This is a genomic window from Paraburkholderia sp. A3BS-1L (assembly GCF_051125215.1).
Classification (GTDB): Bacteria; Pseudomonadota; Gammaproteobacteria; order Burkholderiales; family Burkholderiaceae; genus Paraburkholderia.
Genome location: NZ_CP120444.1, coordinates 654,356 through 669,942 on the forward strand (window position 1 = coordinate 654,356; position 15,587 = coordinate 669,942).

Annotated in this window: 14 protein-coding genes; 9 read left to right on the forward strand and 5 right to left on the reverse strand. The window is 61.2% G+C overall.

The window, feature by feature from the left end:
* Window positions 1-181: 181 nt before the first annotated feature.
* Together P5W99_RS28105 and P5W99_RS28110 are read left to right on the forward strand one after the other, a co-directional pair.
* Window positions 182-2,020 (forward strand): EAL domain-containing protein, encoded by a 1,839-nt coding sequence (locus tag P5W99_RS28105; protein WP_434664523.1) that lies wholly within the window; start codon window positions 182-184, stop codon window positions 2,018-2,020.
* Window positions 2,021-2,146: 126 nt separating this feature from the next.
* Window positions 2,147-2,338 carry a hypothetical protein gene (locus P5W99_RS28110; RefSeq protein WP_421027134.1) on the forward strand — a complete coding sequence of 64 codons (192 nt, stop codon included), beginning with the start codon at window positions 2,147-2,149 and terminating at the stop codon, window positions 2,336-2,338.
* 188 nt (window positions 2,339-2,526) lie between these two features.
* On the opposite strand, the gene P5W99_RS28115 is transcribed toward P5W99_RS28110, so the two are convergent.
* The 3 genes from P5W99_RS28115 to P5W99_RS28125 all read right to left on the reverse strand — a co-directional run bounded on the left by P5W99_RS28115 (window position 2,527) and on the right by P5W99_RS28125 (window position 4,253).
* Window positions 2,527-2,817: a hypothetical protein gene (locus tag P5W99_RS28115; RefSeq protein WP_421027135.1), complete on the reverse strand. Its 291-nt coding sequence runs from the start codon at window positions 2,815-2,817 to the stop codon at window positions 2,527-2,529.
* Window positions 2,818-3,166: 349 nt separating this feature from the next.
* A complete protein-coding gene (locus tag P5W99_RS28120) occupies window positions 3,167-3,631 on the reverse strand; it encodes a hypothetical protein (protein ID WP_421027136.1) in 465 nt (154 codons plus the stop codon).
* Between the two features lie 412 nt (window positions 3,632-4,043).
* On the reverse strand, window positions 4,044-4,253 hold the full coding sequence (locus P5W99_RS28125; RefSeq protein WP_421027137.1) for a DUF3562 domain-containing protein: 210 nt from the start codon (window positions 4,251-4,253) through the stop codon (window positions 4,044-4,046).
* Between the two features lie 409 nt (window positions 4,254-4,662).
* Here P5W99_RS28125 and fusA point away from each other — a divergent pair, with 409 nt between their 5' ends.
* The 6 genes from fusA to P5W99_RS28155 all read left to right on the forward strand — a co-directional run bounded on the left by fusA (window position 4,663) and on the right by P5W99_RS28155 (window position 12,641).
* On the forward strand, window positions 4,663-6,711 hold the full coding sequence (gene fusA / locus P5W99_RS28130) for an elongation factor G (RefSeq protein ID WP_421027138.1): 2,049 nt from the start codon (window positions 4,663-4,665) through the stop codon (window positions 6,709-6,711).
* 220 nt (window positions 6,712-6,931) lie between these two features.
* Window positions 6,932-7,810, forward strand: a complete 879-nt coding sequence (gene purU, locus P5W99_RS28135; RefSeq protein ID WP_421027139.1) for a formyltetrahydrofolate deformylase — start codon at window positions 6,932-6,934, stop codon at window positions 7,808-7,810.
* Between the two features lie 383 nt (window positions 7,811-8,193).
* Window positions 8,194-9,012, forward strand: a complete 819-nt coding sequence (locus P5W99_RS28140) for a LuxR C-terminal-related transcriptional regulator (protein WP_421027140.1) — start codon at window positions 8,194-8,196, stop codon at window positions 9,010-9,012.
* Window positions 9,013-9,237: 225 nt separating this feature from the next.
* On the forward strand, window positions 9,238-10,629 hold the full coding sequence (locus P5W99_RS28145; RefSeq protein ID WP_421027141.1) for an MFS transporter: 1,392 nt from the start codon (window positions 9,238-9,240) through the stop codon (window positions 10,627-10,629).
* 105 nt (window positions 10,630-10,734) lie between these two features.
* Window positions 10,735-12,432, forward strand: a complete 1,698-nt coding sequence (locus tag P5W99_RS28150) for an FAD-dependent oxidoreductase (protein WP_421027142.1) — start codon at window positions 10,735-10,737, stop codon at window positions 12,430-12,432.
* A 29-nt stretch (window positions 12,433-12,461) separates the two neighbouring features.
* Entirely contained in the window at window positions 12,462-12,641 is a 180-nt protein-coding gene (locus tag P5W99_RS28155) for a hypothetical protein (RefSeq protein WP_434664526.1), read from the forward strand.
* A gap of 54 nt (window positions 12,642-12,695) precedes the next feature.
* On the opposite strand, the gene P5W99_RS28160 is transcribed toward P5W99_RS28155, so the two are convergent.
* On the reverse strand, window positions 12,696-13,466 hold the full coding sequence (locus tag P5W99_RS28160; protein WP_421027144.1) for a DUF3047 domain-containing protein: 771 nt from the start codon (window positions 13,464-13,466) through the stop codon (window positions 12,696-12,698).
* Between the two features lie 356 nt (window positions 13,467-13,822).
* Complete coding sequence (locus P5W99_RS28165) at window positions 13,823-14,086, reverse strand: hypothetical protein (RefSeq protein ID WP_421027145.1); 264 nt, start codon at window positions 14,084-14,086, stop codon at window positions 13,823-13,825.
* Window positions 14,087-14,406: 320 nt separating this feature from the next.
* Between P5W99_RS28165 and P5W99_RS28170 the strand changes: the two genes are divergently transcribed.
* Window positions 14,407-15,522: a GlxA family transcriptional regulator gene (locus P5W99_RS28170; protein ID WP_421027146.1), complete on the forward strand. Its 1,116-nt coding sequence runs from the start codon at window positions 14,407-14,409 to the stop codon at window positions 15,520-15,522.
* Window positions 15,523-15,587 lie beyond the last annotated feature (65 nt).

Consider the following 15,587-nt stretch of genomic DNA (forward strand, 5'->3'; position numbering starts at 1 on the left):
ATCCGAGATGGGTCGCCTCCGGCCGAGGGAACCCATGTTCTGCGACACAGCGCAGGAAGCCCGCTTCGCACACCATGCAAGCGCCACCATCGCACACAAACGGCGGCTGTCACTAAAAATTCATTTAATTCATAATGAATAGTGCCGATATGCCGACAGTCGAATGCTCCGGTCGTTTGTCATGTCCCAACGCTCGCCTTTCCCCGCCATAGCGCCACGCATCGAAGACCTGATCGCACATCGCGACCTGTCTGCCGTCTTCCAGCCCATCGTCGATTTAGACGGCGGCGCCATTCTCGGCTATGAGGGCCTGATTCGCGGACCGGTCGGCACACCGCTCGAAACGCCGTACGCCCTGTTCGCTCAGGCGGAGGCCGAAGGTAGCGCGATAGCGCTGGAATGCGCGGCCGCGCGCACCTGCATCAAGGCGTTCGCGCAACTCGCGTACGAAGGCAAGCTATTCCTGAATTTCAGTGCGGGAGCGATCCGCCAGTTGGCCGCCGATCGCGATGGCACGTTCGTGATGTTACGAAAAATGGGCGTCGAGGCCGAGCGCCTCGTGATCGAGCTGACCGAGCAAAGCACGATCCCCGATGTCGCAAGCTTTCTGCCTGCGATCTCCGTCTTGCGTACGGCGGGCGCGCAATTCGCCATCGACGACTACGGCACGGCGAACGCGAGCTTGAATCTGTGGGTGCGTCTGCAGCCGGACGTGGTGAAGATTGACCGCTTTTTTATCCACGGCATCGCGAGCGACCCGCTCAAGTTCGAAGCCGTCAAGGCAATGCAGCATTTCGCTGCGGCGAGCGGAGCGCGGCTCGTGGCCGAGGGCATCGAACAGGAATCGGATCTGATCGTCGTGCGCGACATGGGCATCGGCTGCGGACAGGGCTATTTCTTCGGCAAGCCGCATGCGAGGCCGCCGCGCGCCATCACCGACAACGCCCGCGAAGCATTGCGCGCCGGTCACATCGCCGTGTTCCCCGAAGCGACGCGTGCGGTCAACGCATCGCTTTCGGGCGGTATGGCGTGCGCAAAAATGATCGTGCGCGCGCCGGCGCTGCCACGCGAGGCGACAAACAACGACGTGCTCCGGCTGTTCAACCGGATGCCGAACCTGCACGCGGTCGTCATCGTCGAACAGGGCGAGCCTGTCGCGCTGATCAACCGGCGCGCGTTCATGGACCGCTACGCGCTGCCCTATCACCGTGAGCTCTTCGGCAAGCGGCCGTGCATGCTATTCGCGAACACATCGCCCGTCGTGATCGAAAAGTCGATGACGATCGAGAACATGGCGAAGCTGCTCGCCAGCGACGACCAGCGCTATCTCGCGGACGGCTTCGTGATTACCGATCAGGGTCGCTACGTCGGGCTGGGCACAGGCGAGAGCCTCGTGCGCGCAGTGACGGAGGTGCGCATTGAGGCGGCCCGCTACGCGAATCCGCTCACCTTCTTGCCGGGCAACATTCCCATCAGCTCGCACATCAGGCGCCTGCTTGGCAACGACTCGGGCTTTTACGCGTGCTACGTGGATCTGAATCATTTCAAGCCTTTCAACGACCAGTACGGCTACTGGCAAGGCGATGAAGTGTTGAAGTTCGCCGCGCAGGTGTTGACGGAGGTCTGCGACCCGATGCGCGACTTTCTGGGGCACGTCGGCGGCGATGACTTCCTGATCTTGTTCCAGAGCGACGACTGGCGCGAGCGCGCTCAACGCGCGATCCACGTCTTCAACGAAGGGACGCAGCGCTTCTATGCGCCCGCCGACCGGCTCGCAGGGGGCATCCACGGCGAGGACCGCCGCGGCAATCCGACGTTTTTTCCCTTCGTGACAATGGCGATCGGCTGCGTGCACGTCGAGTCGCAGACTGGCCAACTGCTTCATACCAGCGAGGATATTGCCTCGGTCGCGGCACTCGCCAAACGCCGCGCGAAGAGCGAGGCGTCCGGCCTGATGGTGATCGGATTCGAAGAGAGCCACGCGCTGCTGCGAGGACGGACGGCGGCTGTGTCGCAATAAACCCTGTTGTAAAATCGGTGGTCGTCGCCTTTCACGTTAATTGAAGGAACCTGACGCCCAACTGATCATTTCCATGGCGGAGTCTGAGGCACGATATTGGTCGTCGGACACGGTCCCGGAGGGCGAATGGGCAGCGGTGAAATGGACGAACGCGAGCTACGCGAAGCGTGCGCCGAGGCCGCATTTTCGGACATTGCGCCGCCAATTATCCAGGTGACAATCGAGCAGGCGAAGGCGCGGGAGAAAATACCCGACAGCGCGAGTTCTTCAGGTCACTCGCCGATTCGGCTGGCAAGGCGCGCGATTATGACATCCTGATTGAACTGCTCAAACTTCAACAGAAAGACCGCAAGGCGGTTGCTCCCGAAATGTCTGACGCCCGACAGGAGGCGCTCGACGCTGGCAGAGAGGTGCTTTCGAACCGTCTTTGCACCTGGCTTTTAGGTAATGGATTGAACCGTTGTCTTCTTTCAACGTCGACACGGCAAGAACGCAACGATGCGTGGTCAGGCGAATGCAACCTCTGCAAGGAACGTTGCGAAGTAGTCGTCGTCCAGCCATCCAGAAACGTGCTTCGACGCCTCGATGCGCTGGATTTCCTTCTGCCCTTTCTCGGTCAGGACAGCAATCTGTAGGGTCGGCAGATACTTCGTACTGGGGGGAGGTTTCTGGTCAACGATCTGGATCAGACCTTGCGAGCGAAGCGACGTGAAAATTGCCGGTCGCTTGTGCCACGGTATTTGCCGATGCAAAGCAAGTCGGAGAGCTTCAAGTACAGCGCCATTGCTGAATTCCATGAGCGTCCTTTGGTGATCGGCTGAAATGTCCTTCTGGCTTTGAGCACGCAAGGTAGCACATGAAACGGTGCTTTCCGATGACACAGACAGGAAACCTTCCATGTCCGGCTATAAAGACAAGGCGCGAACTAACAGACGGCTGTTAAAAGCTGGCTACAGCGAATCGCGTCCGGCGAAATGCCACAAGTTTGGCGCTCAGCCAGGTAAGTCGCTCGAGTTCCGACACGCCTGCCCAGGCACCTTGGCGCGACTGCACGTAATGCCGGCAACTTCGGGAGGCGTTGCGCACAGGACACCGCTTACGCCAGCGTCCTGTCACGCGGACATCTTCACTGAACGCGTGTGTGGGTCACGATGGCACGCGGTCTTGCTCGCTGTTGGCCGGACGACCGGTCTTGACAGTTTCGAGTGCCGAAATCGCAGCCACCAGTCGCTTGGACGAAGCGGATTCGAGCATCTGCAGACCAGCGCGCAGAAGCTCACTCTTCTTTACCGCGACACCGGCTTCGAGGCACTTCCGCTTGAGCAAGGCGATGCGCTCATAGTCGGCCTTGGGCATCGTGAAGCTGTCACGAATGACCTTTTGCTTCTTCGCACGTGCGACCTTGGTCTTTCCGACGGCTGTGGGTGCAGGCGCCGCCACCTCCGGATTTACCGATGCCGCATCTTTCGCCTGGGATTCGGAGCGTTTGGTTTTGCCCGTGCTCACGTTCGCCATGGGCATTTGCGCTTCACTTTGCTCCTCACCAGGAACAGTTGACTTCGGGAAGTGAAATGCCTTCTTTGTGGGCTTGCGAGTAGTTGCTGTGGTCATGCCGGCCTCCAAGTGTGAAAACGATATAAACAGTATATACGATTTATATCGAAAATTTTTAACCACGCATCACTTGATCGTGCATCTGAGCTTCGAGCTAAACGCTTACATCAAAACGTCGTTCAAGCATGAGACAGCGGCACGCTACGGCGGGAATCGTCCGTCCGCGTGTAACGTCTTCGCTTTGCGATGAAGCTCGGTGAGGGCGTTCGGCGTCGGCGACACGCTGCAGCAATAGCACAATCGAGGTAGTGCGAAACAACGATGCGCATCTGAAGAACTTCGGCTTCCTCTACGAGCCAGCAAACGTGGACGATGCCCCGCGCCTGTGTATGTTGTGACGACCTCGGGATATCGGTGCAAAAACCAGAAGACCGGGGTCGAAAAAGCCGACGGGACGATGGCAAGAAGCTTAATGGTTTGCTTTCGACGCGGCTCGCAAGGTTTCACGCACGCGCTTCGCCGCGAGCAAGGGCACGTAATCGAGAATCTGCGCGTCCGTACGGAATGCCTGCAACGTCGATGAGTTCCAGCACGAACTCGTCTTTCGCAATGTCCCAGGCAACGCTCTCGAACCACGTCGCGAGGGAGTCAGCACTGACCGCAATGGCCACTCGCGCACGTTCGCTTGCTTCAGGCTTGATTTGCTTTAGTGTCTCTGTCTCCAGCGTTCGTAGTACCTGGATGTGTCGACGCAGGTGTCGGCACCGCCCGTTCTCGCACTAACAGCGGCGTCCCTAGTGAAGCTTCCAGTGGTTCACGTAGCGCAGCGCACGATCGGCAGGCATGGGCATCGAGCCTGTCCCCCCGCGCACGGATCCCACAAGGCAAGCCCCGGATATTGCAGCGCAGCGAACCTGCACGGCTTTAACGCGTCAAACGACGTGTTGAAAGCCGCCGGCGTTCGATACGACGCCCATTGGGCGCTCATGCTGCGCGCGCTCGCGCACAAGCCGTACGCGCTTGTATTTGGCAGAGCGCCCGAATTTCGCCAATAATTGCCGGACATTCACTACTGGACGATGGCGGCCATGGATTACCCTCCCGAAGCCATCCGCACAGTCGCGCTCGTTGGGCACGCCGGCTGCGGCAAGACCTCGCTCGCCGAAGCGCTGCTGCATCAAGGCGGCGCGCTCCACGCACCGGGCAGCGTGAATCGCGGCACCGCCCTGTGCGATTTCGATCCGCTCGAGCGCAAATACCATCATTCGCTCAATTCCGCGCTCGCGCATCTCGACTACCAGGACACGCGCATTTATCTGCTCGACACGCCGGGCTACCCCGACTTCGCGGGCCTGTCCATCAGCGCGCTGGAAGCCGTGGAAACCGCGGCCATCGTGATCGACGCGCGCACCGGCATCGAGATGACCACCAGCCGCATGATGAGTTGGGCGCAGCAGCGCAAGCTGTGCCGGATGATCGTCGTGAACGGCATCGACGGCGAAAAGGTCGATCTGCCCGGCCTGCTCGCGCAAATTCAGGAACTGTTCGGCAAGCAGTGCCTGCCCATCAATCTGCCCGCGCAAAACGGCAGCGAGGTAGTCGACTGTTTTTTCAATCCCTCAGGCGTGGCCGATTTTCATTCGGTGGAAGCCGCGCACAATGCGCTGGTGGACCAGGTCATCGAACTGGACCCCGACTTGATGGAGCTGTATCTGGAGCAAGGCGAAGCCATCCGCCCCGAGCAATTGCACGAGCCCTTCGAGCGGGCGCTGCGCGAAGGACATCTGGTGCCGGTGTGCTTCACTTCGGCGGCAACGGGCGCGGGCGTTGCGCAATTGCTCGACGTGTTCGTGCGTCTCCTGCCCAACGTCACCGAAGGCAATCCGCCGCTGTTCTATCGCGAGAGCGAGGGCAAGCGCACGCCCATGCAAGCGGAGCCGGACCCGGACAAGCACGTGCTCGCGCATGTGTTCAAGATCGTGGTGGACCCGTATATCGGCAAAGTGGCCGTGTTCCGCATTCATCAGGGCACGGTCACGCGCGACAGCCAACTGTATATCGGCAACGGCCGCCAGCCCTTCAAGGTCGCGCATCTGCTAATGCTGCAGGGCAAGGATCACACAGAGATCCAGCGCGCCGGTCCCGGCAATATCTGTGCGGTGGCCAAGGCCGACGACATCAGCTTCGACGACGTGCTGCACGACACCCCCGAGGATGGCGATATCCACCTCACACCGTGCGAGTTTCCCAATCCGATCTACGGCCTTGCCATCGAGCCGGCGCGGCGCGGCCACGAGCAGCGGCTCTGGGAGGTCCTGCAAAAGCTCGCCGCCGAGGACCCTTGTTTGCTGATCGAGCATCCCGAGGGCACCAACGAGACGGTCGTGCACGGCCTGGGCGAACTGCATCTGCGCTACATGCTCGAGCGCCTCACGGAACAGCACAAGCTCGAAGTCATCACGCGGCCGCCCACCATCGCGTGGCGCGAGACCATCGGCGGCAAGGCTGAGGGCCATTGCCGCCACAAGAAGCAGACGGGCGGCGCGGGCCAGTTCGGCGAGGTCATGCTGCGCGTGGAGCCGCTGCCGCGCGGCGCGGGCTTCGAATTCGTCGACGCGGTCAAGGGCGGCGCGATTCCCTCGCAGTTCATTCCCGCGGTGGAGAAAGGCATTCAGCAGGTGATCGAAAACGGGCCGCTCGCGGGCTTCCCGATGCAGGACGTGCGCGTGACCGTGTACGACGGCAAGAGCCACCCGGTCGATTCGAAGGAAGTGGCGTTCGTCACGGCGGGGCGCAAGGCTTTTATCGATGCGGTGCTCAAGGCGCAGCCCATCGTGCTCGAACCCATCGTCGACATCGAGGTGATGACGCCCGAAGCGGCCATGGGCGACATCATCGGCGATCTGTCCTCGCGGCGCGGCCAGGTGCACGGCACGCGCACGGTGGGCGGCCATGCGATGGTGATTGCAGGCAAGGTGCCGCTCGCCGAACTCAACGACTACCAGTCGCGCCTGAACTCGCTCGCAGGCGGCCACGGCAACTACAGCATCCAGCTAAGCCACTACGACCCCGTGCCGCCCGCGCAGCAGGACAAGCTCGCAGCGCAGCACAAGGCGCGCGGCGAAAGCGCCGAGTAAACGCCGGGAAGCAGCGAACCGCTGCGGCGTCGAGCGCGTCCAGCCGGCCGCCCGGCGCCTGCCGCGTTTCGGCACGCGCCGGCGCGCCATGAAGCGCGGCGTGCGGGCGGCTAACGACGCCTGGCGTTTCCGTACCCGCAACATAGCGGGTGCGTTCTATGTGCTGGCGGCCAAAAAATGGCTTACTCCTTGCATCGCTACGATACCTGGAGACCCTCACATGTCCACCGACGTTCGCCCGCATCAGTACGTCCTGACCCTGTCCTGCCCGAGCGCCGCCGGACAGGTGGCCGCCGTCGCCAGCTTTCTGGACGGCCACCATTGCTACATCGACGAACTGACCGTCTTCGACGACGACATCAGCTCGCGCTTTTTCCTGCGCTGCGTCTTTCACGAAGTGATTCGGGGGACCAACGGCGAGCTCGACCTCGCGAGCCTGCGCAGCGAATTCGAGGCCACCGCGCGCCAACATGAAATGACGTGGGCGATCCACGACCTGCAGGTCCGGCCCAAGGTGCTGATCCTGGTGTCGAAGCTCGAACACTGTCTCGCCGACCTGCTGTTCCGCTGGCGCATGGGCGAACTGCAGATGGACATTGCGGCCATCGCCTCGAACCATGCCGATTTCGAGCCGCTCGCGCGCCAGCACGGGCTGCCGTTCCGGCATCTGCCGGTCACGCCGGAAACGCGCCAGCAGCAGGAAGCCGCGATCCTCGACCTGTTCGAATCGACGGGCTCCGAACTGCTCGTGCTCGCGCGCTACATGCAGATTTTGTCTGACGAAACGAGCAAGCGCCTCGCGGGCCGCGCGATCAACATCCACCATTCATTCCTGCCCGGCTTCAAGGGTGCGCGCCCCTATCATCAAGCGCATGTGCGCGGCGTGAAACTGATTGGCGCGACGGCCCACTTCGTCACCGACGATCTCGACGAAGGCCCGATCATCGAGCAGGAGGTACAGCGCGTGGATCACAGCTGCAAACCGGAGCAACTGCTCGCCGTGGGCCGCGACGTCGAGTGCGTGACGCTCGGGCGCGCGGTGAAGGCATTCCTGGAGCGCCGCGTGTTCATCAACGACGGCCGCACGGTGGTGCTCTGAATCCCTGGGTACCCGGGTTCCGCTAACACCACCATCTGGACAACTGGCCACGCCCGCCGTCTCCATGGCGGCATGGCCAGACGAAAAATCGGCGATGACTCTGGAGGATTAAGCCGGATGCGATCGGGCGTTGCCGACCCAGATCGGCCGCACAGATCGTGCTCGACATTTTGACCGCGCGGATACAAGGGTCATTGAAACTGCGAGCTCGCGGGTCGAGTCAACTGATCTTCTGCTGGAGCCAGGGCTCGGAGTATGATGCTTGCATAGCGTTGTGCGGTCCGCTCATGGTATTCACGCATTGGCGCGAACCAGAACGAAAACAAATCGCCCAGGCGGCGCTCAAAGTCGCCTTCCTTGATTAACAACTTCTCCAAATCATCATGCGTTTATGGCGGCTCGAACGTCCCAGTCTCTCAGGGAACCTCGATCTTTCGCGGGCAACGAGCCTGGTTTCCGCCATTGGGTCTGATGATGCCAACGCATTCGCCGCAGAAGTTTTGAAGTTACTAGGCGACGCCGCAGGCATCTCGCAATGCACGGTGTTTGCGTACGAATTCAACAATCGCCCGCGAACGGTGTCGGTGGCAGACCACCGCGGCGGCCGATTCCTCCGCAATGTCGCGGATGTCTATGCCAGGACCTTTTACGCGCTGGACGGTAACCAGGCGGTCATTTCGGCGGCCCGGCCGGAGAAACCCGACTCGGCAGTGCTGCTCCACCAGCAAGCCGTCGAAGACATCACGCATGAGGGATATCGAGCCGCGTGTTACCACCAACCTGACGTGTCAGGCCGTGTCTCCCTGCTACTGCAGCCGGCACAGGACATCTGGCTTTCCGTCAATCTCTACCGCGACCGCCGGCGCGGACATTTTCATCCAAACGAGATCGCGCTGATCGAAGCATTTTCTCCGCTCATCACCCAATCCGCAAAGCACCATTACTCGCTGTGCGGGCCGATTCAGTCCGGGATTCCGCAACTCATGCTCGCGCGCATCCGCAGGATATGCCCCGATTTATCGAAGCGAGAGGTCGATGTGCTTTGCGGAGTTCTGGAAGGCCGCACCGCGCAGGAAATCGGCGATGTAATGGGGGTGAAGGCTTCAAGCGTCGCGACCTATCAGAAGCGCGCGTACCGCCGCCTTGGCATTTCGAGCCAGCGGCAATTGTTCGCCTTGTGCCTGGCTCCGGATAAAAGCTGACCCGCGCGGTCCGTCGCCCCACGTCGGACGCCCGCCCGGTCGATTCGAACCAGGGGTTTTCTCTAGTCCGCTTCCCTTGCCAACTTGTACCCGTTTTGGGGACAGCGCCAGTTCGTCGCCCTCGCATACTCCAGTCATCGCCATACCTCGCATCCCTGCCGAGCCGACGCGATTGCATTGAGTGCCGTAGCGCTCGACATAGACCTGGATCTGGAGACGACTCATATGGAAACCACCCCGCTGGCTGACCGCAGCCTGGTTCCTGGTGGACCGGAGCATAACGCTGGACCGCGCGCTTCGCGCTCCGAGCAGCATGTCATTGCGAAGGTATCGCGACATCTGCTCTGGTTTCTCTTCATTCTGTTCTTCTTCTCGTTTCTGGATCGGATCAATATCGGCTTTGCCGGGCTCACGATGATGAAAGACCTTGGTCTTTCGGGAGTCCAATTCGGTCTGGCGACGACATTGTTTTATATCGCTTACATTGCGTTTGGCATCCCGAGCAATATCGTTCTGACGCGCATCGGCGCACGCAAATGGATCGGGACCATCATGATCGCGTGGGGCTTCGCATCCACCGCAACCATGTTTGCATCGAGTCCAGGCACGCTCTATCTTTTACGCATCCTGGTCGGCGTCACGGAGGCGGGCTTTCTGCCCGGCATCTTGCTGTATATGACCTACTGGTTTCCGGGCGCTTATCGTGCGAGAGCGAACGCCATGTTCATGATCGCCATGCCAGTGACAGCCGCACTCGGGTCTGCGCTCTCAGGGTACATCCTGGCCCTGGATGGAACACTTGGCCTCAAAGGCTGGCAATGGCTGTTTTTTCTTGAAGGCTTGCCTTCCGCAATTTTGGGTCTGGTCGTCTTCGCCTACCTTCGCGACGTCCCTGAAAAGGCAGCGTGGCTCAACCCGGAAGAGAAACGCACGCTCTCACATATCCTCGCGGCCGAGCACAAAACCGATCCCGCGCCTCATGGCGAATCTGTGGCAGAGAAAAGCCTTCTTGGCGAACTCTTGTCGCCGACCGTCATCAAGTTCGCGTTGGCGTACTTCTGCCTGGTCAACACGCTTGCCATGGTTGCCGTGTGGACTCCGCTGATCGTGAAGAGTTTCAGCGCAGGCGCGAGCAATCGCACCGTGGGCCTTCTGGCTGCGATCCCGCAAATCTGCACTATCGTCGCCATGATCTGGTGGGGAAGGCGCTCGGATCGGAAGCAGGAACGCAAATGGCACTTGATGCTGCCGATGCTCTGCTCCGCTGCAGGCTGGCTGTGCACGGCCTACTCGACGCTGCCTGTGGTCCAGCTGCTGGGCATCTGCCTGGCGTCCGCAGGATCCTATACCGCCATGTCGATCTTCTGGACGACCCCGGATCACGCGCTGAGCTTCCGTGCCCGCGCCGTTGGCATTGCGGTGATCAATGCGACCGGCAACATTGGCTCGGCTTTGAATCCCTTGATTGTCGGCTGGATGAAAGATCTGACACACAACTTCTCGGCCGGCTTGCTCTATGCGGCGGCTTTGCTTGTGATCGGCGCGCTCATTGTCGCGGTGCTGCCGATCCAGGCTAAGCGCCCGCAGCATGCGGAATTATCAAATAACGCGCGTTAACGCGTGCCGACTTTGCGCGATGCGCCAGACCGCGAGATGCTCCGATGAAACCGGACGCTTATGGCTCTCGCGCGGCAATTCCAGGAACACGTTATGGAGCAAACGATGGAGTTTAAGACCTACCCTTTCAGTGCAAAAAAGTTCGCTGCTACCGCACCGGCACTCGACAACGGTCTCGAGATAAAGCGACATGCAGTGACGATTGTGGGCGGCGGCCCGGTCGGACTGACCGTGGCACTCGGCCTTGCCAATCACGGCGTCCCCTCGGTTTTGATCGAAGCCGACGACTCCGTTTGCTACGGTAGTCGCGCCATCTGTATCTCCCGCCGCAGCCTCGAAATTATGGATCGTCTCGGCGCGGTAGACGGGTTCTTGAAAACCGGGCTGCCGTGGACCGGTGGTCGCAGCTTCTACCGCGACACCGAAGTGCTGCACTTCAAGATGCCGCAGGACGAAAACCAGAAGCTGCCGCCCATGGTGAACCTCGCGCAATACCATATCGAACAGTTTCTTCTGGACGCTGCGCAGCGACGGTCCGACCTGATCGATATTCGATGGCAGACCCGCGTAAGCGCCATTGAATCTCGTCCGGACGGCGCAACGCTGCGCCTCGCGACGCCGGAAGCCGACTATTCCCTCAATACGGACTGGGTGGTCGCGTGCGACGGCGGCCGCAGCACGATTCGCGAGGAACTCGGTCTGCAGCTCAAAGGAACAAGTTACGAGGGACGCTACGTCATTGTCGATATTGAACTTGAGAGTGATCGACCGACCGAGCGGCTTGCGTACTTTGATCCGTCGTCCAATCCAGGCTCGACTGTGTTGGTTCACAAGCAGCCTGACAATGTTTGGCGCATCGACTACCAGCTGCGTGACGGCGAGGACGCCGAGCAGGCAGTGAAGCCAGAAAACGTCATGCCGCGAGTGCAAAGCCTGTTGGACATGATGGGTGAGCGCGGCGCCTGGTCGCCTATCTGGATCACCATCTATAAGGCTAACGCTCTGACATTGGAGCGCTATCGTCATGACCGCGTGCTGTTTGCGGGCGACGCTGCCCATCTGGTGCCGATCTTCGGTGTGCGTGGCGCAAATTCAGGCATTGATGACGCAGACAATCTGGCGTGGAAGCTTGCATTTGTCGTCCGTGGCGTCGCTGCAGAGGGACTGCTCGACAGCTATTCCGACGAGCGAGTTTTTGCGGCGCACGAAAATCTCAGACACGGCACCAAAAGCACCGAGTTCATGGCGCCACCGTCGTTTGCGTTCGACTTGATGCGAAAGGCCGTGCTGGGTCTGGCGGCAAAGCACGAACGGCTGCGTTCATTGATCAACCCGCGGCAGACCTCGGCTATCAGCTACACGGCATCTTCGCTCAATACGCCGGAAGCAGATTCAAGCGCATTTGAGGCGGGGCCCATGCCAGGAGCCGTGCTTACCGAGTGTCCGTTGACGATTGTCGAGCGCGGCGAGGCCAGAGAAGCTCACCTGACCGACTTGATTGCGCCCTGCTTCACCGTCTTGCACTTCAGCGAAGACGGCGCAGTGCCCGCCGATTTCACCGACCTCGAAGCAACACTCAAGCATGAGAAGCTGCCCTTCAAACTGATCCCGGTAACGGCTCATTTGCATTCCGGGACGAAGAGCGATCACAACTGGGACCATACGGGCCGATTGTTCGCCATGTATGGCGCGAGACCGGGCACGGTGTACCTCGTTCGCCCAGACGGTCATGTGCTGGGGCGCTGGCACTCGACGGCCGCCGCTGACGTCGGCGCCGCGATCCACCGGGCCCTTCAAAAATGACCATGACCCATCCTATCCAGGAGTACGCCATGACCGATAGCAACCTCGACAACGTCTATACCCAACTGTGCAAAACCATGACCCAATTGGGCGAGGCCAACGCTCCCCTGTTTCTCGCTCGCTTTGCGATGCTTGCGATCGATACGATTGACGATCCGACCATCGCGCTAAGCCTGATTGAGAATGCTAGCGCGGGTATGCCCGAATAAGGATCAACGGCAAGCCCATAGTGCTTGCCGATGGACCCGGTTAGTTCTGCGTTATCAATGCGCGGGCAGGAGCTCGACGTCTCCGTACCAGGCGCGCGTCGTAGTACCGGTATTGTCGGTATCGGTCAACAGCCCGTAGCCGGTGACTCGTCCTGGCGATTCGTGAAAGACCCGCTCGTAGTCTTGCACGATATTGCGGCGCAGGCTTTGCCAGTGACCCGCGTCGCCGGACAACCCAGAGACCACGATCATTTGTACGCGGTTCGTGTGAGGATTGGCAATGATGGTGCCTGGCTTAGCGGTGGTCGACCAGATATACATCAGCGTGGCATAGGGCAGTTCTTCGCCACCCATGCGCTTTGCCAGGTCCATCTTGGCGCGGTCGAAAAACGATAGCTTGCTTTTGTCGCCGTCAAATGTGAAAACCAGTCGCACCGGCGCGTCTTCTTTCGATCCGACGCGGTTGTCGGCGCCCTCGATCGGCTCTTTTGCTTTCCAGCGCCACGCCACGACGGGTGTGCGAACGAGGTCGATATTACCTTCGTGCATCAGCGCCGAAGCCGAGCGGTTCGCGTCCGCCTGCAGGACGGTGGTGTTGCCGTCGTGAACGAGCGTGTATTGCGTCAAGCGCTTGCCGTGCGCGACCGGCAGGTTCTTCCAGCCTGCGGGCAATGGTTCGCCGGGCTCGATCGTGGAAAAGGCAATACCCGGCTTTTCGTCCTGGGCAACGAGGGCTGCCGGCAACAGCAGGAGCGCGACGCACACGGCGAGCCAGACTGGCCGGGCTGTTCGTTTCCGCGCTTGATGAATCGAGGTAAGAGGCATGGCTGGTCGTATTCGTCTTTTTGACAGCATCCATTGTAGTCGGCTCAGCCGACGGCATTTCAGCCGAGCCACCGCCCCGGCGGTTATCCGAAGGGCGCCGCGAACCGAACGCTAGCGGCCGACATATTGCGCATTTACTTTTCACCATGGATGGGCGAACAGGGCCAAGCGGCGCTCCATCGGCAAACCGCCATATGGAACGGCGCCATACGAACTCTACCCCCTCAATTTATTTTCTAATCCGAACTAAATTTTCACGCAACGCCGCTTTGCCCCTTCACTGACGACGGGAAGTTCCAGATAGCTCCGGTCGATGGGCCATGCGGGTTCACCAACGACAGGCGAACGTTGGCGCTTTAACCCCGATGGCGGCGCTGCGCCTCCTGCGCGAGGCAGGCCAGCGCCGTTTCGCTGAGCCGCGCCGTCACGCGCTGCGCATAGTCGTGATGCCGGCCCTCCAGCGTGGCCCCGAGGCACCGCGCGTGCAAATAGCGCAGCAAGCCGATGCGCTGGTGTCCGCGCGCCATGCTTTGCTCGAGCAGGGCGAGCGCAGCGGCGGCGTCGCCATGGCTGGCACGCTGGTTGAGATCGACGGTTTTGGCGCGCGGCTGGTGCGGCACGGTGGAGAGCCCTGGCGGTGGAATCGGGTGAAACCCGGTGGAATCGGGTGGAGTTGGGTTGAATCGGCTTCGCCGAGTGTCGCCAAGCCGGCCAGGCGCCGATAGAACAAATGCGCCGTGGCCGCGGAACACCCCCGCCACGGATCGCGCCATGGCCGCTGAATTTCGCTTTGACGCAGATCCCTGACGCATAATCACAAGTGCCGGCGCGCCGGATAAGCGACGCTTGAGCGGACTGCAGCGCCACGGGTTTGATGCGTTTTGGCATTCCCGGGCCGCAGACGTTCATTCGCATGCGTTTTCCCGAGCCGCCCGCCGCCATGTCCGACCCGCTTCCGATCGCTCTCTCGCCCGACGCCCAACCCAAGGAGCGCATCCGCTTCGGCATCGTGCTGCTGCCCAATTTCACGCTCACGGCTTTTTCGGGTTTCGTGGACATGCTGCGCCTCTCGGCCGATGACGGCGATTCGAGCAAGCCGGTGCGCTGCTCGTGGCGCGTGATCGGCGAGACGCTCGCGCCGGTGCGCGCGAGTTGCGGCATCCAGGTCACGCCATGGGAAACCTTCGAAGAGGCCGAGCCCGTGGACTATCTCGTCGTCGTGGGCGGTCTGCTGCATTCCGGCCCGCAGGCGAGCGAGGAAACGCTGCGCCATATCCGCAGCGCAGCGGCCAACGGCACCACGGTGGTGGGCATCTGCACCGGCGTGTTCGCGATGATGCGCGCGGGCGTGCTGGAGCAGCATCGCATCTGCGTAAGCTGGTTCCACTACTGGGACTTCATCGAGCGCTTCCCCAACGTGAACGCCGACGCACTGGTTGCCGACCGGCTCTTCGTGATCGACCGCCGCCGCATTACCTGCTCGGGCGGGCGGGCGTCGATCGACGTGGCCGCCGCGATCCTGCTGCGCCATTTCGACCACGCGACCGTGCAGAAGGCGCTGCGCATTCTGCTGGTGGGCGAGATGCAAAAGGGCAACGCGCCCCAACCGCATCCGCCGGGCCTCGAGCCCGCGACGCATCCGAAGGTCAAGCGCGCGATCCTGCTGATGGAGCAGCAAGTCGGGCGCAACATCCCGCTCGAAGAATTGGCCTGCAAACTCAATCTTTCGCCACGCCAGCTCGAACGGCTCTTCAAGGCCGAGACGGGCAAGAGCCCGCGCGCGTTCGCCAACGTGCTGCGCCTGCGCACCGCCGCGTGGCTGCTCACGAGCTCGGACCGCACCGTGGCCGATATCGCTTCGAGCTGCGGCTTTGCGGACGCCTCGCACCTCGGGCGCGAATTCCGCAAGCAGTTCGGCGTGCCGCCGATCATGTACCGCGAGCAGCGCAGCGGCCAGGAGCCCGCGCAGATGCCAGACCTCGACGCGTTCTTTCGAACTGGTCTGCCCGGGGCGACAGCTGAGGCGAGTGCGCCGGTTTCTGCCGCGCTGCACTGACCGCGTCTTACCACCTACTCGTCGAACTGAATCTCGCCGCCCTTCATCACCAACTCGATGCGCTC